This window comes from Vibrio gelatinilyticus (genome assembly GCF_022836845.1).
GTDB classification, from domain to species: domain Bacteria; phylum Pseudomonadota; class Gammaproteobacteria; order Enterobacterales; family Vibrionaceae; genus Vibrio; species Vibrio gelatinilyticus.
In genome coordinates this window covers 39,580-60,445 of the sequence record NZ_JAJNNZ010000008.1, presented here as the reverse complement: position 1 = coordinate 60,445, position 20,866 = coordinate 39,580, and the positions used below count along the sequence as shown (strand labels likewise).

15 protein-coding genes are annotated in these 20,866 nt (G+C 43.9%); 8 read left to right on the top strand and 7 right to left on the bottom strand.

Annotated features, from left to right (window positions below; translation table 11 throughout):
- Nucleotides 1-24: 24 nt before the first annotated feature.
- Nucleotides 25-1,452: a DUF2867 domain-containing protein gene (locus LNL84_RS11470; RefSeq protein ID WP_244357406.1), complete on the bottom strand. Its 1,428-nt coding sequence runs from the start codon at nucleotides 1,450-1,452 to the stop codon at nucleotides 25-27.
- Between the two features lie 257 nt (nucleotides 1,453-1,709).
- On the opposite strand from LNL84_RS11470, the gene LNL84_RS11465 reads away from it, so the two are divergent.
- The 7 genes from LNL84_RS11465 (at nucleotide 1,710) to fabV (ending at nucleotide 12,224) form a co-directional block, all read left to right on the top strand.
- Nucleotides 1,710-2,381: an ABC transporter ATP-binding protein gene (locus tag LNL84_RS11465; RefSeq protein ID WP_244357404.1), complete on the top strand. Its 672-nt coding sequence runs from the start codon at nucleotides 1,710-1,712 to the stop codon at nucleotides 2,379-2,381.
- Nucleotides 2,362-4,815, top strand: a complete 2,454-nt coding sequence (locus LNL84_RS11460) for an ABC transporter permease (RefSeq protein ID WP_244357402.1) — start codon at nucleotides 2,362-2,364, stop codon at nucleotides 4,813-4,815. Before LNL84_RS11465 ends, LNL84_RS11460 begins: the two co-directional genes overlap by 20 nt.
- Nucleotides 4,816-5,940, top strand: a complete 1,125-nt coding sequence (locus LNL84_RS11455) for a lipocalin-like domain-containing protein (protein ID WP_244357400.1) — start codon at nucleotides 4,816-4,818, stop codon at nucleotides 5,938-5,940.
- Nucleotides 5,941-6,286: 346 nt separating this feature from the next.
- Nucleotides 6,287-7,459: a Na+/H+ antiporter NhaA gene (gene nhaA / locus LNL84_RS11450; RefSeq protein ID WP_244357398.1), complete on the top strand. Its 1,173-nt coding sequence runs from the start codon at nucleotides 6,287-6,289 to the stop codon at nucleotides 7,457-7,459.
- Nucleotides 7,460-7,857: 398 nt separating this feature from the next.
- Nucleotides 7,858-8,484 carry a TetR family transcriptional repressor PsrA gene (gene psrA, locus LNL84_RS11445; RefSeq protein WP_244357396.1) on the top strand — a complete coding sequence of 209 codons (627 nt, stop codon included), beginning with the start codon at nucleotides 7,858-7,860 and terminating at the stop codon, nucleotides 8,482-8,484.
- Between the two features lie 60 nt (nucleotides 8,485-8,544).
- The gene (locus tag LNL84_RS11440) at nucleotides 8,545-10,827 is read left to right on the top strand and encodes an acyl-CoA dehydrogenase (protein WP_244357394.1); all 2,283 of its coding nucleotides are present in this window, start codon (nucleotides 8,545-8,547) and stop codon (nucleotides 10,825-10,827) included.
- Between the two features lie 194 nt (nucleotides 10,828-11,021).
- Nucleotides 11,022-12,224 (top strand): enoyl-ACP reductase FabV, encoded by a 1,203-nt coding sequence (gene fabV, locus LNL84_RS11435; protein ID WP_244357392.1) that lies wholly within the window; start codon nucleotides 11,022-11,024, stop codon nucleotides 12,222-12,224.
- 81 nt (nucleotides 12,225-12,305) lie between these two features.
- Here the strand turns inward: fabV and LNL84_RS11430 are convergent, their stop codons facing one another.
- Together LNL84_RS11430 and LNL84_RS11425 are read right to left on the bottom strand one after the other, a co-directional pair.
- Nucleotides 12,306-13,988: an aspartate:alanine antiporter gene (locus LNL84_RS11430; RefSeq protein ID WP_244357390.1), complete on the bottom strand. Its 1,683-nt coding sequence runs from the start codon at nucleotides 13,986-13,988 to the stop codon at nucleotides 12,306-12,308.
- A 238-nt stretch (nucleotides 13,989-14,226) separates the two neighbouring features.
- Nucleotides 14,227-14,490 carry a GrxA family glutaredoxin gene (locus tag LNL84_RS11425; RefSeq protein ID WP_244357388.1) on the bottom strand — a complete coding sequence of 88 codons (264 nt, stop codon included), beginning with the start codon at nucleotides 14,488-14,490 and terminating at the stop codon, nucleotides 14,227-14,229.
- A gap of 477 nt (nucleotides 14,491-14,967) precedes the next feature.
- Here LNL84_RS11425 and LNL84_RS11420 point away from each other — a divergent pair, with 477 nt between their 5' ends.
- Nucleotides 14,968-16,206 (top strand): iron-containing alcohol dehydrogenase, encoded by a 1,239-nt coding sequence (locus LNL84_RS11420; RefSeq protein ID WP_244357386.1) that lies wholly within the window; start codon nucleotides 14,968-14,970, stop codon nucleotides 16,204-16,206.
- 40 nt (nucleotides 16,207-16,246) lie between these two features.
- Here the strand turns inward: LNL84_RS11420 and LNL84_RS11415 are convergent, their stop codons facing one another.
- The 4 genes from LNL84_RS11415 to LNL84_RS11400 all read right to left on the bottom strand — a co-directional run bounded on the left by LNL84_RS11415 (nucleotide 16,247) and on the right by LNL84_RS11400 (nucleotide 20,788).
- On the bottom strand, nucleotides 16,247-17,098 hold the full coding sequence (locus LNL84_RS11415) for a MurR/RpiR family transcriptional regulator (protein ID WP_244357384.1): 852 nt from the start codon (nucleotides 17,096-17,098) through the stop codon (nucleotides 16,247-16,249).
- A 349-nt stretch (nucleotides 17,099-17,447) separates the two neighbouring features.
- A complete protein-coding gene (panP, locus tag LNL84_RS11410; protein ID WP_244357382.1) occupies nucleotides 17,448-19,094 on the bottom strand; it encodes a pyridoxal-dependent aspartate 1-decarboxylase PanP in 1,647 nt (548 codons plus the stop codon).
- Between the two features lie 191 nt (nucleotides 19,095-19,285).
- Nucleotides 19,286-19,798: a hypothetical protein gene (locus LNL84_RS11405; protein WP_244357379.1), complete on the bottom strand. Its 513-nt coding sequence runs from the start codon at nucleotides 19,796-19,798 to the stop codon at nucleotides 19,286-19,288.
- A gap of 84 nt (nucleotides 19,799-19,882) precedes the next feature.
- Nucleotides 19,883-20,788 (bottom strand): LysO family transporter, encoded by a 906-nt coding sequence (locus LNL84_RS11400; protein WP_244357377.1) that lies wholly within the window; start codon nucleotides 20,786-20,788, stop codon nucleotides 19,883-19,885.
- Nucleotides 20,789-20,866: the final 78 nt, after the last annotated feature.

Genomic DNA, 20,866 nt, shown 5'->3' with positions numbered 1-20,866 from the left:
AGGCAGATGTAGTTTGGCCGTCTGCTATGCTTTTCGACAGATTGCTCGCACCATTCCTCTGAATATAAACAGGTGTGCGGGCATCATGGCGAACCAATAAAGTAACCCACGAAACCCTTCCGGGTGCCACCATGCTGTGATGTTGATTTCTCGGTAATCGCCCTTGTCGGTAATGGTAAATTCAAGCCGGCCAAGGCCTGGTCCTTTCATTCCAAATAGCAAAGATAGAAAACCGGGCTTTTCACAGCGGATTACTTTCCAAGAATCGATGAAGTCGCCAACGTTGAGCTCTGGACCAGGCGGAGAACGTCTGATGGGTTTCCCTCCGCCAAAAAACAGATCCAACCATTCACGCGTCCGCCACAGAGTATTGGCAAAAAAGTAGCCTTGCTCACGGCTTCCAATGAGTTTTACCACCTGCCAAAGCTGTTCTGTCGTTTTGTTTGTGGTGTAAGTGGCACCCGCCTTTTTGGGGTAGTACCCATAACCAGCCTGCCAGCGTGTTAAAGCCTCGGGCTCAAATCCCCAAACATTACTGCGGACAAATTTGCCCTCACTTTTTAAACTATTGGCAACGGCTTCCTGATATGGGATCAGTGTTTGTGGAAAGCGCTCGTGAATAGCGCTAGCGTTGGCCACAAAATCATGCTCAAGGCCACTCAGAAGAGCCCGTCCAATATTTGACGGAACCGAGGTGATGACGCCAAGCCAGTATGACGCTAATTTAGGGGTCAATAGTGGAGTGGCCCATAAACGAAGCGGTTTATTGATTTCTCGGCAGAGGACTTCAAATTGTGCCCGATAAGAAAGGGTGTCAGGTCCTCCAACTTCGTAGATGATATTGCCAGCCGCTTTTGCGTGAGACAGTTGAATTAAGTAATGATTAAGATTTTCTAATGCGATTGGATTCGCTTTTGAGTCGACCCATTTCGGTGTGATCAATATCGGGAGGTTATAAGAAAAGTCGCGCATAATCTCGAAGGCGGCTGAACCAGGGCCAATAACAACACCGGCTCGTAACTCTGTGATAGGGACTTTACTCGTTCTAAGGATATTACCAGTTTCCTTTCTGGCGGCTAAGTGCTCTGAATTTCCCGTCTGAGGCTGAATAGCACTTAGGTAAATGACATGTTCAACGGGGCTAATATCCAGTGCCTTTTTTACATGATGCGCGAGGGCTATTTCGTACTCTAAGAAATCATGTCCGTGTGCCATACCGTGTACCAGAAAAAACACAATGTCATAATTCGGGATCAATTCGAGAGTACTTTGTTCGTCGGCTAAATCAAGAAAGACCAGTGTCAGGTTGGGGTGAGGGGAAACCCTTGCTTTTAAGTAATCGATTTGCCTTGCGGCACCAGTGACGAGATAACCCTGTTTAAGAAGTTGTGGGATAAGTTGAGAGCCAACGTACCCGGAAGCTCCCAGGACCAATACACGTTTGAGGGACAATAATCGCTCCTTGAGCCAATGATCTTACAAATGAGAATATACAAAGTATAACTCTAGTTTATTTTTACTTTTTTGGAGAGTATTTGGTTCAACAAATTGTTAATATGGTAATGTAATATAAAAGAAAATCCGGTAGATACGAGTCAAAACGGCATTGTCGAAAGCATGACGAATACTCTACTGAACGAATACTCTTCCTACACATTAGATTTTAGTGTAGATTCACATTCCAATAATTTCATTGAGTATACGGGTCAATGCTTAAATTAGCTGAAATCAGTAAAGGATACATCGATGGCGGCGAGTTTCATCCAGTTCTGCAAAAAGCCGAACTATCGCTAGAACAAGGGCAGCAGTTGGCTTTGATGGGTGAAAGTGGATCAGGTAAAAGTACTTTGCTGAACTTGATCGCTGGTATTGATAAAGTTGACCGAGGTGAAATTTGGTACCCTGATTTTGCTATGCACAGTGCAACAGAAAGCGCTCGTACCGCCTATAGACGAAATAATATTGGTCATATCTTTCAGCAGTTCAATTTATTACCCACTCTCAATATTGCCGATAACATTAGATTTTGCCGACAAATTCGAGGGCTAAAAGAAGATCGTGGTCTTTGGCGACAAATCCTATCTGCATTAGATCTTATGGCTCTATTGGGTCGCTACCCTGAAGAGATCTCGGGTGGTCAACAACAACGAGCGGCCATTGCTCGTGCCTTGTATATGGAGCCAAAGATTCTACTTGCCGATGAGCCAACGGGAAGTCTCGATGAGCGTAATGCAGAAGCGGTGATGAGGTTGCTTACATCTCTAACAAAGCAGCTGAAATGTACGCTTCTTGTTGTCACACACAGTGAGAAGGTTGCGATGCACCTTGATGGCCGTATTCGCCTGCAAGGGGGGCAACTGCATGTTATGGCCCATAGCTAAAGCGTTATTGGGTCACTATCGTCGCCATCCTCTACAAATTTTTCTTGTCTGGGTGGGGCTCACTCTAGGTGTTTCTTTGTTTGTTGGTGTGACCGCCATCAATCATCACGCCACTCAAGCTTATGCTAGTGGTGAAAAACTGTTTTCAAATCCAGTTCCTTTTCGCATACGACCTAAGCACAGTGAGAGCAAAATTCCTCAAGGCTTTTACATACATCTACGTCGTGAAGGGTTTAAGCAATGCGTACCTTTCGACACTCAAAAAGTCATAACTAACAACGGCACTGAACTGACGCTGGTTGGTGTTGATCCTATTGCTTTACTGCAGCTGAAAACAGTGGTGACCATCGCGGACATTGCCTCACAAGTTCTCATTAAAAATCCGACTTCTATTTTAGTCAGCCATGAACTGGCGAAGCTTAAGAAATGGAATACGGGTGATTTCATTACATTGGATACAGGTCGAAAAATAGGACCGATCCTTGTCGATGATTCAGAAAGAATACGAGGCGTTCGTATTCTTGCTGATATGTCGCTATTAAGGTCACTGAAGAAATCATCAGGTTTGATGGTGATCGCATGTGGGCAAATGTCGTCAGATAAGGTTGAACTGCTTAGAAAGATGCTGCCAAATGGCATGACCTTATCAAGAAGCTCGCAAGCTGAGCTTGAGTCTCTTACGCAGGCATTTCATACAAATCTATCTGCAATGAGCATGCTATCATTTTTAGTCGGCTTGTTTATTTTTTATCAGGCAATATCTTTGTCATTGGCACAGAGGCAACCCCTAGTCGGAATATTGAGGCAGGTTGGTGTGTCTGGGTGGCAGTTAACCATGGCTTTGTGCATAGAGTTGTTTGTTCTCGTTTTCATTAGTTGGCTTGGTGGCAACTTACTGGGCTTGGTGTTAGCAAATCAACTTATTCCTGCGGTATCACAAAGTTTGAGTGATTTATACGATGCCAATGTCGGTTTGTCGATTGAGTGGGCATGGCAATGGAGTATGTACAGCTTCATGCTAGCTCTTGGTGGCGCACTTGCTTCCTGCGCCTGGCCGCTAGTTCGTCTTCTAAAAACTCAGCCAATTCGTTTGAGTGCTCGTTTATCATTGATGCGTTACACAGGGATCGAATTCACTTGGCAAGCTTTTGCTGCTTGTGCGCTGTGTGTATCAGCTATAGCGATCTACCAGGCTCCAAAGACCCAAACGTCAGGTTATGCGATTATTGTGCTAATGCTACTAAGTGTTGCTCTAATTACCCCATTTATTATTTGGAAGATCTTTACGGCACTTTCGTACTCTTTAAGGTGGGTTAAGGCTCGTTGGTTCTTTTCTGACGCTGCTGCAAGTATGAGTTATCGTGGCGTTGCTAACATGGCCTTCATGCTTGCCATGGCGGCGAACATGGGGATTGAAACCATGGTAGGGAGTTTTCGTGATACGACAGATCAGTGGCTAACGCAGCGTTTGGCTGCAGATATCTACGTTTATCCGTCTAATAGCACGGCTCAGCGCATGAGCCGTTGGCTTGAAGAACAACCAGAAGTCGATAAGGTTTGGTGGCGTTGGGAAGAAGAAATCCCAACACCGCAAGGTATGATTCAAGCCGTAAGTACTGGCGATTCTGTCGGTGAGCTGAACTCGCTAACCGTTAAAATTGCTGTTCCCAACTATTGGTATCATTTGCATCACTCAAAAGGGGTGATGGTCAGTGAGTCTATGGCTTTGAAGCAAGATTTAAGGCCTGGTGATTACCTAGATATGGGAGCCCCAATGGGTAGTGGTTGGCAGGTCATTGGCGTGTTTTATGATTATGGTAACCCTTATCACCAGTTGTTAATGTCACATGAGCGCTGGCTTGCAACCTTTGCTGGTACTGGTGATGTGGCATTGGGCGCAGTACTCAAAGACAAGGAACAATCTTTGATGGTGCAAAGAAAACTGCAAAGCACCTTTAGATTGAACGGTGAACGTATTTACGACAATTCTAGTATTCATGAAAGGGCAATGAACACGTTTGATCGTACTTTCTCCATCGCTGACACCTTAGGTAATATTACTTTAGTAATTGCGGTTTTTGGCATCTTTTTCTCGACAATAGCGGGTGAAATCTCGAGGCAACGTAACACCTCGCTTATGCGCTGTTTAGGTATTTCAGGTACGGAACTCGTCATATCAGGAAGCTTACAGTTGTTTGTCTTTGGCCTGATATCTGCCATTATAGCGATGCCTCTTGGCTTAACGTTAGCGCAGCTAATGGTCGATGTTGTTATTAAGCAGTCCTTTGGGTGGACGCTTGAACTGCATGTCGTTCCATGGTTATATTTTAAAACCTGTTTATGGAGTATGTTGGCATTGATGTTGGCGGGGGCGATACCTGTACTTCGTATGCTACGCAATACACCTATCCATTCCTTGCGAGACGCTTTATAGATGAATCGAACTTTTAAGTTTGCTGCTTTAGGTATTGTTTTATCGGCGTTTGTCGGTGTGCTTATTTGGTATATCCAAAGTGTGAAGCACACCGAGGAGCGGGAAAAAGTCAGTCATATTGAACATCTATTTGGTTCAGAGACACTTAAAGTCTTTGAGCCTGTATTGCCAAATACTCATGCAGAGCTTCCTAGGGATTTCGATTTTCATCCAGAATACCAACATGAGTGGTGGCAGCTAGTCGCAGAACTTACCGATCCTTATGGACAAACCTACTGGTTGCGTTGGCGTTTTTTCCGTTATGCTAGCGATGACAGAATTGCCACAGGTTGGGATAATCCACAAATATACATTTCAAATGTAGTGCTCAATAGTCATCTAGGAAGCTTGACGGATCAACGGTTCTCACGAGGTGGTATTGGGCAAGCTGGTGGCTTGAGTCGTCCATTTCGGGTATGGATTGATGAGTGGTCATGGCGTTCATTGAGCGAAACCCCTTTTCCGGGAAAACTATCAATCTCTACCGACGATTTTTCGGTTGATCTACTAATGATGAATAAGGGTCAAGCAACACCGATCGGCGATCGTGGCTATCATAAAAAGCACGATTTTTTACCACGCGCTTCGTTTAATGTTGAGATCCCGTTTCTCTCGCTTAGTGGTGTCTTGATGAACAAGCTCTCTTCTCAACATATCGCAATTCCTGTCACTGGTAAGGGGTGGATGGCGAAGGAGTGGGGCAGTGAGCTTGTCGGAACCCATTACATTGGCGAAGACAACTTCATGTTTCGGTTAAGTGAAGACAAAGTACTATTGGTTACTCAATATCGTTATGAAACGAACCTACCTTATGTCAGTGCGACGATCATAAGCGATGGTGGTGAGGTAACAAATATTGCCTCGAAAGACATAAAACTTGAGCCATTAAGCACTACATTCTTTGCACCCGGTAAACGAATACCACTAAGATGGCATATTGAAATCCCAACTCAACACATTGATATAATAGTGTCTGCGGATAGAAAAGATAACCGCGTTAATTTCGTACTGCCGCAATGGCAAGGCGAAGCGACAACACGGGGAAGTCATTTGGTCAATGGTTATATCCAACTAAGTGGTTACTAGAGAGATTATCCAATATCAGGCCGCTTTCTTGCTGTTCATCGTAAAATCGCCACTACAATTAAGTTAATGGCATGGTTATCAACTTACCTAGGGTCCTCAACCTCTTATTATTGTCGAATCCGTTGGTAAGAATATGACTTACTTTTTGTAAACTAGCCTGTCGACTTACATTTACTATAATTTTTGTATGTATCTGTGCTTGTTATATGGAATATCCGAATGTTACATGGATGAATGTTCGGTTTTTTCGAGGTTTAACATCCGTAGAATCGATTTTTGTTGGTTTGTAACTAGATATAAACTTCCTTTATTCGCGTTATATGAATAATTATTAAGGGTAAACAATATGAGTGACACCATTCGTGACTTTTTTAAGATGGAGTCTGCTGGGGGAATCATTCTTGTAATTGCGGCAGCAATTGCAATGATGGTCGCTAACTCTCCTCTGAATGAGTTGTATCAAGAGGTGCTTCATACATACGTGTTCGGCTTGTCAATTTCACATTGGATCAATGATGGCCTAATGGCGATATTCTTCTTCCTGATCGGCTTAGAGGTTAAGAGAGAATTACTTGAGGGGGCATTGAAGTCGAAAGAGACGGCAATTTTCCCTGCCATTGCTGCGGTTGGTGGTATGGTTGCGCCGGCGTTGGTTTACGTTCTGTTTAACAGTGGTGATCCTCAAGCTTTAAGTGGGTGGGCAATCCCAGCGGCAACAGATATCGCCTTTGCATTGGGCATCATGGCACTACTGGGGAATCGTGTACCTATCGCACTGAAAGTATTCTTGCTGGCACTAGCAATTATTGATGACTTGGGTGTTATCGTCATTATTGCTTTGTTCTACAGCAGTGACTTATCAACAATAGCATTGACGATAGGCTTTATGATGACGGCCTTGTTGTTCTTCTTAAATGCTAAGCACGTTACAAAAATTTGGGTCTATTTGGCGGTTGGCGCAGTGCTGTGGGTGAGCGTGCTGGCATCAGGTGTGCACGCGACATTAGCAGGCGTGGTATTAGGCTTTGCGATCCCGCTTAAAGGCAATAAAGGTGAGCCTTCGCCGTTGAAGCATCTTGAGCACGCATTACACCCTTATGTGGCTTTTGCAATACTGCCTATTTTTGCTTTTGCAAATGCAGGTATTTCATTGGAAGGTGTCTCGTTGTCAGGTTTGACCGCTATGCTGCCACTGGGTATTGCTCTTGGTTTGCTTGTCGGTAAGCCTCTGGGTATCTTTACCTTTAGTTGGGCGGCCGTGAAACTGGGTATTGCTAAACTACCAGAAGGTGTGAACTTCAAGCATATATTTGCAGTGTCGGTGTTGTGTGGAATCGGCTTTACCATGTCGATCTTTATCTCTTCACTTGCCTTTACCAATGTAAGTGCAGAGTTTGATACCTATGCTCGGTTGGGAATCTTAATGGGGTCAACAACAGCAGCGTTACTTGGGTATGCGTTACTGCACTTCTCATTGCCAAAGTCGAGAAAGGTTGAGAAAGCCGAAAATCTAAGTTGATAGTTAGCCAAAGTTTAAGAGCCCAGCAATGCTGGGCTTTTTTGTTTGCAAGTACAAAAGAGCGTGTCGGATGACCAACTTAAAATAGGCAAAAAAAAACCCAAACTAAAAGTGTTTGGGTTTATAAAAAAGGAGTTAATAAGAAAAAGCAGCATAATGTTCAATAGCGTTTGAGATTCAAATTTGAGTATCTCATAGTGGCTATAGTTAGTAGACTCGTCGTGTCGGCTAAAGTTCAAAATTTTTCCGTTTCCATCGCTAATTTTTTTCGCCTCTCAGTCAATTACAGTTTTGATAGAACCTTCCCTGTTAAATAAATGAAAAGCGTGATGTTAACCGCTTGTTAATTTAATAACCTGGGTGTATATTCAAACGACTGTTTAATACGGGCGATTGAAATGGCAAGTAAATTATCAACTAAAAATAAAATCCTTGATGTCGCTGAAGCGTTGTTTGCTGAACAAGGTTTTAACGACACATCTCTGCGTGCTATCACGAGCAAAGCCAATGTTAACCTAGCCTCGGTTAACTATCACTTTGGTGACAAAAAAACACTGGTTCGAGCCGTTCTAAATCGTTACTTAGAAGCTTTTATGCCTGCGGTTGAACAAGCACTCTATGAGTTAAACGAACGCGATCGTTACTCTATGAAAGATGTTTTTGAAGCGATGAAAGGCCCACTACTAGCACTCAACGAGGTAAGAACTAATGGGGCGAGTCGTTTTATGCTGCTCGTCGGTAGAGGATATACCGATGTACAGGGGCATCTACGCTGGTTTATCACCACCCGATATTCTGAGGCGTTAGCGATGTTTACACAGTCAGTGACGAAAGCTAACCCTAATCTTGATCCTGTGACTCTATTCTGGCGGCTGCATTTCACCTTAGGTACGTGTGTTTTTACCATGGCCTCGAGCCAGGCTTTATCAGAAATTGCCTTAAGTGCTTTTGAGCAACAAACTGACGCAGAGGTCATTATTGACCAAATCATTCCTTACTTGGCTGCGGGTGTCGCGGCTGAGTAGAAACAACCAATAACATAGTTACAGAAAACAATAATTAAATAGAACAAAAGGATAGGTATTATGAGCTCTCTGAGAAGAAAATGGGTCAGTGATCCAGCATTTAAACTGTTCAAAAAAGTACTGCCGCCGCTATCAGCCACAGAACGTGAAGCGATGGAAGCGGGCAGTGTTTGGTGGGATGGTGAATTGTTCTCGGGTAATCCTGATTTCAATAAGCTTCACCAATATCCAAAGCCGCAACTTAACGATGAAGAGCAATCGTTCATTGATAACGAGCTTGAAACGCTGTTGGAAATGCTTGATGACTGCAAAATTGTTAAAGGTGATCGTGATTTACCTAAGGAAGTTTGGGATTACCTACGCAAAGAACGTTTCTTCTCATTAATTATTTCAAAAGAGTACGGTGGTCGTGAGTTTTCACCTTTAGCTAACTCTACTATCGTGACAAAAATCGCGACGCGTAGTATTAGTGCGGCTGTAACGGTCATGGTCCCTAACTCACTAGGCCCTGGTGAGCTTCTTTCACACTATGGTACACAAGAACAAAAAGACTACTGGTTGCCGCGCTTAGCCGACGGTACAGACATTCCATGCTTCGCGTTAACTGGCCCGGAAGCAGGGTCTGATGCAGGTGGTATTCCTGATGTGGGTACGGTGTGTTACGGCGAGCATGACGGTAAAGAAGTTCTCGGCATTCGTCTTAATTGGAATAAGCGTTACATTACTTTAGCCCCTGTAGCTACGGTACTTGGTCTTGCGTTTAAGCTGCACGATCCTGAACAACTACTTGGTGACAAAAAAGATATCGGCATTACTTGTGCTCTTATCCCAGCAGACCATAAAGGTGTCATTATCGGCGAGCGTCACGATCCTTTGCATTTGGCCTTTATGAATGGTCCGACTCGTGGCGAGGACGTATTTATCCCGATGGATTGGTTGATTGGTGGTTCTGAATACGCTGGTCGTGGTTGGCGTATGTTGGTTGAGTGTCTATCTGCAGGGCGTGGTATTTCACTTCCTGCACTAGGCACAGCAATTGGCCACGTCACCTCTCGCACTACGGGTGCTTATGCGTATGTGCGTAAGCAATTTGGTATGTCTATCGGTAAATTTGAAGGTGTTGCCGAAGCTATGGGGCGCATTGGCGGCCTGACTTATCTTCTAGAGGCGTCTCGTACGTTGACAACGACGTCTTTGGATATGGGTGAAAAGCCTGGAATTGTCACCGCAATTGCCAAATACCACATGACAGAAATGTCGCGTACCATCCTAAATGACTCTATGGACATACACGCTGGACGAGCGATTCAAGATGGACCAATGAACTATCTGGCTTCTTTATATCTTGGTGTACCTGTCGCCATCACAGTAGAAGGTGCGAATATTCTGACGCGCAACCTAATGATCTTTGGTCAAGGCGCAACTCGTTGTCACCCGTACGTATTGCAAGAAATGGAAGCGGCGGCTAACCCAGATCACGAAGCCGGCGCCAAGGCCTTTGATGGCTTGCTGTTTAAGCATATCGGTCATGCAACTAAAAACACTTTTGGGGCCTTTTTCTCAGCGTTAACTGGTTCTGCTTTTGTTGGATCGCCAATGAGTGGTGAAACGAAACGCCATTACAAAGATTTGACTCGTTTAAGTAAAGCGCTTGCAGTGAGTGCGGACTTTGCAATGTTAACGCTTGGTGGTGATTTGAAGCGTAAAGAGATGATTTCTGCGCGTTTGGGCGATGGGCTGGCATACCTGTATATGGCGTCAGCTGCGTTGAAAAAGTACGAAGACGAAGGACGCCAAAAAGCCGATCTAAACTACGTGCATTATGCGGTAGAACACTGCTTCTACCATGCGGCTAAGTCATTGAACGAAGCGTATCGTAACTTCCCAAGTCGTGCTGTTGGTCGTGTACTTAAAGGGCTGCTGTTCCCGTTAGGCAATCACTTCGAAAAACCGACTGACGGTGTCACGTTGGATATTGCCAAGAGCTTAATGGTACCAGGTCGTGACAGAGATCGTTTAACAGAATTGTGTTATATCGGTAAAGGTGATGATGACAATGTTGGCCTGATCGAAAACGCATTCATTGCAATGTACGGTATCAGAGACCTTGAGAAAAAGCTGTTTAGCGGTGTGAAAGCTGGCAAGGTAGCACGAAAGGGTCTGTTGGAAGATAGATTACAACAAGCGCTCGATGCGGATGTTCTTACAAACGACGAAGTCGAGAAGATTAAAGAAGCCGATGCACTTAGATACAAAGCGATTCAAGTGGACCACTTCAGCCATGATTTCTCAGAAGTGTTGACTAATAAGGTCACAAAAGCGAAGTTAAATAGCGTTGCCTAATCGCAGCTTTAGTTAACGAGAAAGAAAAATGGGCACCTAGAGTGCCCATTTTTTTATGGCACACATCACGGAGCAGCGGTTAACTGCTCGTCCAGACATCCAACCACTTACTAATTTCGTCGATTTTGACAGAAATTAGATGCGATCTGCCCTCGAAACTTTTATGCTACGTGGGATTTTTTGAGGAATTGAATATGATCATCAAACCAAGAATTCGTGGATTTATCTGTACTACTACTCACCCAGTAGGCTGTGAAGCTAACGTAAAAGAACAAATTGCTTACACTAAAGCGCAAGGCGCTATCAAGAACGCACCGAAGCGTGTATTGGTTGTAGGTTCATCAAGCGGCTACGGTTTATCTTCTCGTATTGCTGCGGCATTTGGTGGTGACGCGGCGACTATCGGCGTGTTTTTTGAAAAACCAGCAACCGAAAGAAAACCAGGCACGGCCGGTTACTATAATTCAGCAGCATTTGAGAAACTTGCGCATGAAGCTGGCCTTTACGCAAAAAGCGTAAACGGCGATGCTTTCTCCCATGAGGCGAAACAGAAAGTAATCGATCTTATCAAAGAAGATTTAGGTCAGATCGATATGGTTGTTTACTCACTGGCCTCTCCAGTACGTAAGCTTCCAGATTCAGGTGAACTAATACGCTCATCTCTAAAGCCTATTGGTGAAACGTATACTTCAACAGCAGTAGACACCAACAGCGATACCATCATTGAAGCTAGCGTTGAGCCGGCAACAGAACAGGAAATCAAAGATACTGTTACTGTGATGGGTGGTGAAGATTGGGAACTCTGGATGACGGCGCTGAATGAAGCAGGCGTTCTAGCAGAGGGTTGTAAGACTGTTGCGTATTCATACATCGGTACTGAGCTAACTTGGCCAATTTATTGGGAAGGTGCGCTAGGTAAAGCGAAGATGGATTTGGACCGTGCAGCGCACGAGCTAAATGACATGCTCGCTAAGACAGGTGGCAGCGCCAATGTTGCTGTACTTAAGTCTGTTGTAACTCAAGCAAGCTCAGCGATTCCTGTTATGCCACTGTACATCGCGATGGTATTTAAGAAGATGCGTGCTGAAGGCCTTCATGAAGGCTGTATGGAGCAGATCTATCGCATGTTCAGCCAGCGTCTATACAAAGATGATGGCTCTGCTGCAGAAGTGGATGACAAAAACCGTTTACGTCTTGACGATTGGGAACTGCGTGCAGATATCCAAGAGCATTGCGAAAAGCTATGGCCACAAATTACCACTGAGAACTTGAAAGAGTTAACGGATTACGTTGAATACAAAGAAGAGTTTTTGAAGCTCTTTGGCTTTGGCGTTGAAGGCGTTGACTACGATGCGGACGTAAATCCGTTAGTAGAGTTTGACGTTATCGATTTATAAGATCGATTGAATGAATAAAGGGGCGCGAAAGCGCCCCTTTTTTGTTCTGGTGAGAGTCGCAAGAAACCGCTACTCCAAAGGCTATGAAAGAATAATCAAGACCGTACCTGCCAGCGTCATCAAAATGTTGGCGATAGCATAAGTACCCGCATAACCTAAAGCCGGGATGGTTGAACGGGCGTGTTCGTTGACAACGTCCATCGCTGGAGCACAGGTTCTTGCGCCAACAACGGCTCCGATTAATAACGCGCGGTTCATTTTCAATATGTACGCGCCAACTAAATAGGCGAGAATAACCGGTAACACACTGACAATGAAGGCAATGGCTAACACTTGTGGACCAACCTGAGAGAGGTATTGAAACATTTTCCCACCAGCACTTAAGCCAATACCTACCATAAAGAACATCAAACCAAGATCTTTAACCATATTTAACGCACCTTGTGGCACGTATCCAAACGTAGGGTGGTTTGCTCTTAAGAAGCCCAATGAAATACCGGCGAGTAATAGCCCAACGGCATTACCTAGGCCAAACGACACTTGGCCAAAAGTCATCGTTATCAGACCAAACATAATGCCAAGAATAAAAAAGCTACAAAAGGCTAAAAGATCTGCGACCTGGCTATGAATAGAAATAAAACCGATTTTCTCAGCTAAAGCATGTACGCGACTTTTTTCGCCACTGACCTGTAAAATATCACCTTTAGAAAGCACCACATTGGCGTCCATCGGCATTTCAATCTGAGCGCGGATCACTCGGCTTAGGAAGCATCCATCTTCGGACAAATTAAGGTTGGACAAACTTTTGCCAGCAATATTATCGTTTTTAACGACGATTTCCTCTTCGACAATTCTCAAGTCGAGTAGGTTGCGGTCAAAGACTTCTTTACCATGGCGAAAGCTAGGATCTAGACGGGCATGGCTATCAGGGAAACCCACCAAAGCGATTTCATCGCCATCTTGCAAGATGGCATCACCATCAGGGTAGCCAAGAATGCCGTTGCGTCGAATGCGTTCAATGTAGCAACCCGTCTGGCGATAGATGCCAAGTTCTCTTAGGTTTTTGCCATCAGTCCAGTCGATAAGTTCTTGTCCAACGCGATAAGCTCGAATAATAGGTAAATAAACCTTGCGTTGTGATGAGCCGCCCAGCCCGCGCTCTTGAGCAATCTGTTGAGCGGAGTCATGCAAATTTTGCTTTTGTAGTTTGGGTAATAGTTTGGCCAGCATAATCATGCTCACTAAACCGACCAAATAGGCCATGGCATAACCGACAGAAAGGTTTTCAATGACTAGGGAAAAATCCATCCCTCTTGGGATAGTTGCAAGGCCTGAGTTAAGCGCATCTTGCGCACCAACAAGTACTGGAGTTGCAGTAAGAGCGCCGGCCATCATACCAGCAGACAATCCATAGTCTAACTCTAGATAATGACTAAGGAAATAAGTCAGCGTTAGTGCTGTGGTGAGTACCACGAGACTAAGGATAAGATAGTGTTTTCCATCTCGAAAGAAAATACCAAAGAAGTTAGGCCCAGCTTCAATACCGACGCAGTAAATGAAAAGCATGAAGCCGATAGTGAGGGCTTCAGCATTAAAGGTGAAGCCGAGGTGGCCCATAATTAGTGAGGTAATCAGAACCCCAATAGAATTACCCAGTTGTAATGTTCCGAAGCGGATTTTTCCAAAGGCTAGCCCTATTGCCAGCACAACAAAAATGAGAAGGATTGGGTTTTGATTTAGCAGTTGTACTACGTCAATGTTCACAGCAATGGCTCAGAAAAACGTGATAGCGATAATAAAGTGTGGCGATTGTAGCGGAATAACGCAAAAAGATAAGTGATTTTTTTTAGGTTTTGCCATTAGCTAACATATTGATGAAGCGCGCCTAATAAACCGTCTCGTATAACATTGGTAGGTTAACGTAGGCATAAAAAAAGCCAGCGATGGCTGGCTTTATCGAGTTAGATATGAACTATACTCATTGCTGTGCAGTGATTAATGATTAGTCAAATAGACCTAAGTTTTCTTTTGCGTAAGCTTCAAACTCAGTGCAGCCGCCGATATGTTCTTGATCAATGAAAATCTGTGGAACAGTGTCAACAGGTTTGCCCACAGTTTTTTCTAGGTCTGCTTTTGAGATGCCTTCTGCGTGAATATCGACGTATCGATAGTTAAAGTCGTCACGCTTTTCTTTTAGAGTGTCAGCGTGCTCTTTAGCGCGAACACAAAATGGGCAACCTGGGCGACCAAAAATAACGACGAACATGAATGTTTCTCCTTGAAGCTGAATTTAGTGAGAGAGTTCGACACCAAATTGTCTGATTGATAACTCTTTCTTTTCGTTGCTTTCAACTATGCACTAACTGTGGAAGGAAATAAAGAAGGAATAGTCACTTGATGTGATAGGCAGAACCTATCGAACAAAAGTTATACTTAAGGGGTCTCATGATTTGCAGGCTTGTAAATATGACTAAGAAATAGGAGAGCTTACATGACGATCTGTGACCCAATGCAAAAGATGTAGAATAGTGCACGAAATGTTGTTTCGGTTTGGTCTAAATCAATATGTACAGACAATGAAGGGTGCATGCTTTCAAGAGCCTTGATTTCAAATTACCGACCATACTTTCTGGTAACAGCGAGATTCGATTTTTGTCACCGTGTGGATGTCAGCATTCAATCACGCTTTGCATAGATTTCGATGCTATTGGTGAGTACGACGGTCCAGTGAAAGGAATGTAGTATGTTTCAGTTTATGACATCGAATAGGATCATCTTTGGCGAAGGATCGTTAAAATCCTCTCTCTCAATCATTAATCAGTTTGGTTACAGTGTGTTACTTGTCACTGGGCAAGATCGTCAGCGTGCCAAGCCGCTCATCTCATACTTAGTTAGCCAGAAAATGCGCTACCAGCATGTCGCAATTCGCGGTGAACCCAATATCACTATGGTTGAAGAAACTGCCATCATGGGCAGGCGCTTTAAGCCCGATATGGTGGTAGCCATTGGAGGCGGGAGTGTTTTAGACATGGGTAAAGCACTGGCTGCGATTATCCCCAATCAAGGTGATGTCTATGACTATGTGGAAGTGGTCGGCCGTAATGTTCCTCTCAAAACCAAACCCTTGCCAATGATCGCTATTCCAACAACAGCGAGTACTGGAGCAGAAGTTACCAAGAATGCCGTACTAAAATCAGGGCAAGATAAGGTAAAAGTGAGCCTGCGTAGTCCAGATATGCTACCGGATGTTGCGATTATCGATCCAACGTTGACCTATGGGACAGATCCCTATACTTCCGGTCGAGGTGCCATGGATGCATTCACGCACTTAATGGAAGCGTATGTATGTGGTGACGCCAATCCATTGACGGATATGATTTGTGAACAAGGTTTACAAAAACTGGGCAAATCTATTCTATCTGGTTGTCGTCAGGATAACCCCAAAGCAAGAGCCGATCTTTCATTTGCAGCTATGCTTGGTGGGATGGCGATTACCAATGCAAAATTGGGCGCTGCTCACGGCTTAGCTTCAGCGCTTGGAGGTAAGATAAATGCACCTCATAGTGTGATTACAGCTCGCCTTGCACCCCATGTTATGACCGAGAATATAAAAGCGGCCAAGAAAGCGGGCAGAAGTGATGTACTGAATCGTTATCGTAAGATCGCACAAATCGTAACAGGGCGCACGAATGCCTGTATGGAAGATGGCATATTGTGGGTCAATATGATTTTGGATCGATTAAAGTTGCCGTCGTTATCAGAATTTGGTGTCTGTACAACCTCATTCGTTACCGTGGCGGGCGATGCGATGAAATCGGTGGCAATTAAAGGGAATCCGCTTCCGTTAACTGAAGACCGCTTGATCCATATTTTAAACCAAGTGTGTCAATGCCAGTGTGATAGTTCAGCTGAGCAGAAAGAGGGCGATCAACAGCAAGTGGAGTTCCGCTCAAGTACGACAGAGTTTGAAGATCATCTGTGATTATTATCAGCATTAAAAAAGAGGCCGTTGGCCTCTTTTTTTAATTGTTTAGCTTTTCGTAACGAGAATCTTTAAGCGCTTCTTTAACGCGTTTAAGGTTATCTCTAAAGCCACTGCCACGTCGTAATGTAAAGCCAGTCGCAAGTACATCGATGATCGTCATCTGAACAACACGGCTTGCCATTGGCATATACACATCGGTGTCTTCAGGTACATCAACAGTAATTGACAGTGAACTTGCTTTGTCTAGAGGAGAGTCTTTTGCAGTCACAGCGATCACGGTAGCACCGTTTTCTCTCGCTAAGTGTGCGATCTCTACCTGACTTTTTGTACGACCAGTATGTGAGATAAGTACAATAACATCGTTATCAGTACAATTGATGCAGCTCATTCGTTGCATTACAACATCTTCAAAGCAAGAAATTGGGATGTTGAAGCGGATAAACTTGTTTTGAGCATCGCGAGCAACAGACGAAGATGCACCAAGTCCAAAAAACGAAATACGCTTTGCTTGAGTCAGCAAATCGACCGCTCGATTCACCTGCATTGGATCCAAGCTGTTTTTCGCAACATCCAGACAGGCCATAGTAGATTCAAAAATCTTATGCGTATACGCGTCTGGTCCATCGTCTTCTTCAACGTTTCGGTTGACGTAAGGTGTACCATTGGCAAGGCTTTGCGCTAAATGTAATTTAAAATCAGGAAAACCTTTAGTGTCTAGTCGACGACAGAAGCGGTTTACCGTAGGCTCACTGACATCGGCCATTTTGGCCAGTGTCGCAATGCTTGAGTGAATAGCCGTTTGCGGTGAGGCCATAATTACTTCAGCAACTTTTCTTTCAGATTTACTAAAGTTTTCTAAGTTATTTTGAATCTTCTCTAATGTATTCATAGTGTTCACGAGGGTAGGGAGAACAACTTGCTGATTTATTTTCAGCTCCAATTAAGATCTTTATTGACGATGTTGGTCAACAGCAACGAAAATCAGCGTCATAACCCCAGTATAAACTGAACAAGGCTAATAGCTTCAATAAAAGATTACACAAAATAGTGAGAATATGACAGGCATCAAACAAACTTTTGGAAGAAAAATACAAATGCAGCAAATTTGAGCGAAATCATAGGCTTTCTAGCGCAGATTTGTCGTATCACTGTGGTGAATTAGAAATAAAATTTCATAATTGTAGTGATATGAGTATTTGCCGAATCTTCTCTTGCAACCCCCGTTGTTCAGTTTGTTTTTACTTGCCCACTATTTGATTGGCTATGGCATCTAAATCAAATAGTAGTGAACCCGCCAGGGCCGCGATACTTCGTTGCTCGGCCAAGATATTTTCTAAGATGTCATTAGAGGTAAGTGGATTCGCTAATACTACTCTAAATACGATGGAATCTCGTCGACCCCATTGACTTGGATTAAGTTGAGTTCGAGAAACAAAAGACAGGCCCGTTTCACGCTGAGTCTTTTGAATATGTTTGGTGAGCTCGTTAAGTAAGCACGTTATATCACTGAGTTGCTGCTCGTTGGCTTTTAACATAGCTTGTTTGATCTTATGTGGAACGTAACGATAGGTGAGTAGGCATAGCTCAGGTTCCGATACCAACTCAAAGTCGTCTTGTTGTTTGATCAGGTTAGCGAAAAACTGTGCCTTTTCGATACTTTGGTTGATCAGCAGTTCATAGCCCGGGCGGCTAATAATATGCATGCTTGCATAAACCAGCATTGCCATACCAGAACGAGAGCCCTCTAAAGTATGACTGCCGAGATCTTTTGAACCTTTTCGTAAAATGTACTGCGCATGATGTTCTACACTTCGCATGGCATCGGGATTCTTAAACAGAACCATGCCTGCACCCATAGGGATGTAAAGTTGCTTGTGGGCATCAATTGTAACGGAATCTGCCAGCTCGATGCCGGATAGTAGTGGTCGGTACTTGTTAGACATTAAAGTAGCGCCACCCCATGCAGCATCAACATGAAAATGACATTGTTCTTGGCGGCATATATCGGCGATATCTGCCAATGGGTCGACGGTTCCAGTTTCAGTCGTTCCAGCCACGCCTATCACAGCAAATGGCTTAATGTTTTTGGCTTTTAGCGCTGCGATTTTCTCTTTCAAATCTTCAGTGCAGAGACGATTATTTGAATCAGTTTTTACCGGCACCAGACCATCTTGTCCTATACCGAGGACATCGGCGGCTTTTTTCAAAGAATAATGGCCGCGCTCAGAAACCAAGACCGCGAGTCCTTGATAGCCGTAGTGCAGAATAGCTTTGAAAAGTCCTTCTTTCTCAACCCCCTGGAAGCTCCCTTGTGCTTTAAGGGCATTATTTCGAGCTACCCAGAGCGCAGTAATATTTGCAATAGTTCCGCCAGAGCAGAATGCACCGAGAGAATGTTCAGAGCTGTGCATCCACTGGCTATAGAATGGGTCTTTTTCACCATAAATTAAGCGGTGAAGCATACCTAAAACCTGACGCTCTAAGGGTGTAAAAGCCTTAGATGTTTCGATTTTAACCAGATTCTGGTTCAGAGCGATCATGATTTTTGACAGTGGCATCAAGAAATAAGGAAGTGCCGACGTCATATGACCGATAAAACTGGGGGAAGAAGTATGCACTGAATGCGCGACAAGTGTATCGAGTAGGTGCTCAGTATGGTCAGAGACGAACTCAGGTTGCTCTGGTATTTGAGAAACGGAGAAATCTTTCTCAATCTCAATCAATGGTTTTTCTTCGGCGACAATATGTTCGCGCAAAAATTGATTCAAATTGTTTGATAGGCTGTTTTCGATTTGTGTCAACGTCGAGTCTGGTCCTTCTGGGACGGTAAAAATTCTTAAAAGGCTCTCGAAGTTTACATCTGCCGTTTTTTGCTCAGATACCATAGGTGTAACTTTTTCTATTCCATTTCAGCAAGCGACACAATCTATACGAAATGCTGGAAAATGTCTTGTAAAAAATTGGGTCAAATGAAGGTTTAATTGTTTGGTGAATAACGCGATAACGTATTTAAGTAACGGTGAGGAGGAGACCCTTCGCATTGATATTGAAATTGAATGCGAAGGGCAGTGCTTGGCTACTGGCAATCCATTTTTTCGACCAGTTTTATCGACGAGTTGTACTTGTTTAATGCGGCATCAATTTTCTTAGGATGGCTTAGAAGATCAGCAAAAGCGCTTCTTAAATCATAATTCTGAGTATGAGGGGTTGATTGACGGTCTTGGTATGTGGCTTGCGCGGCTTTACCTAGTTCATCGTCTCTTTGTGCTAACGCACGGATGTCAGCTTGTTCAAGCATCAACCAGCTTTCAACTGAGCGTTCTGTTGCTATTTTTGTGGGGTCGTTTTCCAGATAGTAGTTCACAGCCTGTCGGTTCAATTCGAAGTGGTTTTTTCTACCGTCTAAGAACCAGTTTCCGACTTCTTCTAAGTTTGGATATTGCTTGCTAGTAAGAACAACAAGATCTTGATACCACTGTACCGATGCATCTACATAGGCTTCGTATTTATCGGAAAAGCACTGTTGGTCAGCTGCAACCGTTGAAAATGAGCTAACGAGTAAAGTCGTCGCTAGAAGCAACTTGTTCATATGAATATTCCTTTCTTGGGTGTATTTTCCGTTTCAGACGGATTTTTAGTGATTATAACTGTTAATTAGAATTCGTCAGATAAACTAACCTGCAAGCGAGACGAAGAAAAGCATTAAGACAGGTACGAGAATACTCAATATGAAGCCACTTACAATAGCTACAGGGACACACCTTACGCCTCCAGTACTTTGTATTACAGGAAGTGTGAAGTCCATTGCAGTTGCACCTGCGTAACCAATCGCGGTACATGGCCTAGAACGAATGAACAGTGGAATAAAGACCAGTGCTACAAGCTCTCGAAGCAGTTCTATCATAAAGGAGGCGCCACCGAAAACGGGTCCAAAGGCATCTCCCATTAGTATCCCCGCTAGAGAATACCAGCCAAATCCTGAAGCCATTGCCAGCCCCTGGAAAATGGGCAGGCCTAAAAAAATGGCAGACAGTGCTCCCCCAAGCAGGGAGCTCGATACAATTACTGATGCAATCATAATTCCCTGCTTGTTAACGATGATCTGCTTTAACGTCAACCCACTATTTCTTAGTTGGATTCCGATAAAAAATAGCAACAATATTAAAATCCACTCACTGGCGGTTTCTACCCAAGAAAGGCCAATCGGCAGCATTAATCCTGCGAAAAGACCGGCGCCCACCACTAGGATCAGCTTTAGAGACTCTAGAGCCATGCTAGAAATAGGCAGTTTACTATGGCGGCTTTCTGTTTCTAAAGGCATAACCCGATCAATCAACGGCAAGAATGCGAGATTGCAAAGGCCAATCACAATGAAGAAAGTGACTGTCATCGTTAGAATCGTTTGTAAATTGGAGCCAAAATTGTCTAAAGCTGCGAGACTAAGGCCCATCAAAGATAGAATGACTAATATTAGCCAAGATGTCGTTTTGTTTAGACGTTCGAGTAAAAGTTTATTTTCGATGGAAAATAGGTAGCCTATTACCAGTGGAGAGAATATAAAGAGCATCCCTGAAAACATAGCTTAGTGTCATCCTGAATTCGCGAGTGAGGTGTAGGACGGTCATTCTCTATTGGTTTTGTTATAAAAACAAGCTTG

Excerpts from the sequence above, each read along its gene's own strand:
- LNL84_RS11465 (WP_244357404.1), top strand. The coding sequence starts at position 1,710 with ATGCTTAAATTAGCTGAAATCAGTAAAGGATACATCGATGGCGGCGAG.
- LNL84_RS11460 (WP_244357402.1), top strand. The coding sequence starts at position 2,362 with ATGTTATGGCCCATAGCTAAAGCGTTATTGGGTCACTATCGTCGCCAT.
- LNL84_RS11455 (WP_244357400.1), top strand. The coding sequence starts at position 4,816 with ATGAATCGAACTTTTAAGTTTGCTGCTTTAGGTATTGTTTTATCGGCG.
- nhaA (WP_244357398.1), top strand. The coding sequence starts at position 6,287 with ATGAGTGACACCATTCGTGACTTTTTTAAGATGGAGTCTGCTGGGGGA.
- psrA (WP_244357396.1), top strand. The coding sequence starts at position 7,858 with ATGGCAAGTAAATTATCAACTAAAAATAAAATCCTTGATGTCGCTGAA.
- LNL84_RS11440 (WP_244357394.1), top strand. The coding sequence starts at position 8,545 with ATGAGCTCTCTGAGAAGAAAATGGGTCAGTGATCCAGCATTTAAACTG.
- fabV (WP_244357392.1), top strand. The coding sequence starts at position 11,022 with ATGATCATCAAACCAAGAATTCGTGGATTTATCTGTACTACTACTCAC.
- LNL84_RS11425 (WP_244357388.1), bottom strand. The coding sequence starts at position 14,490 with ATGTTCGTCGTTATTTTTGGTCGCCCAGGTTGCCCATTTTGTGTTCGC.
- LNL84_RS11420 (WP_244357386.1), top strand. The coding sequence starts at position 14,968 with ATGTTTCAGTTTATGACATCGAATAGGATCATCTTTGGCGAAGGATCG.
- LNL84_RS11415 (WP_244357384.1), bottom strand. The coding sequence starts at position 17,098 with ATGAATACATTAGAGAAGATTCAAAATAACTTAGAAAACTTTAGTAAA.
- panP (WP_244357382.1), bottom strand. The coding sequence starts at position 19,094 with ATGGTATCTGAGCAAAAAACGGCAGATGTAAACTTCGAGAGCCTTTTA.
- LNL84_RS11405 (WP_244357379.1), bottom strand. The coding sequence starts at position 19,798 with ATGAACAAGTTGCTTCTAGCGACGACTTTACTCGTTAGCTCATTTTCA.
- LNL84_RS11400 (WP_244357377.1), bottom strand. The coding sequence starts at position 20,788 with ATGTTTTCAGGGATGCTCTTTATATTCTCTCCACTGGTAATAGGCTAC.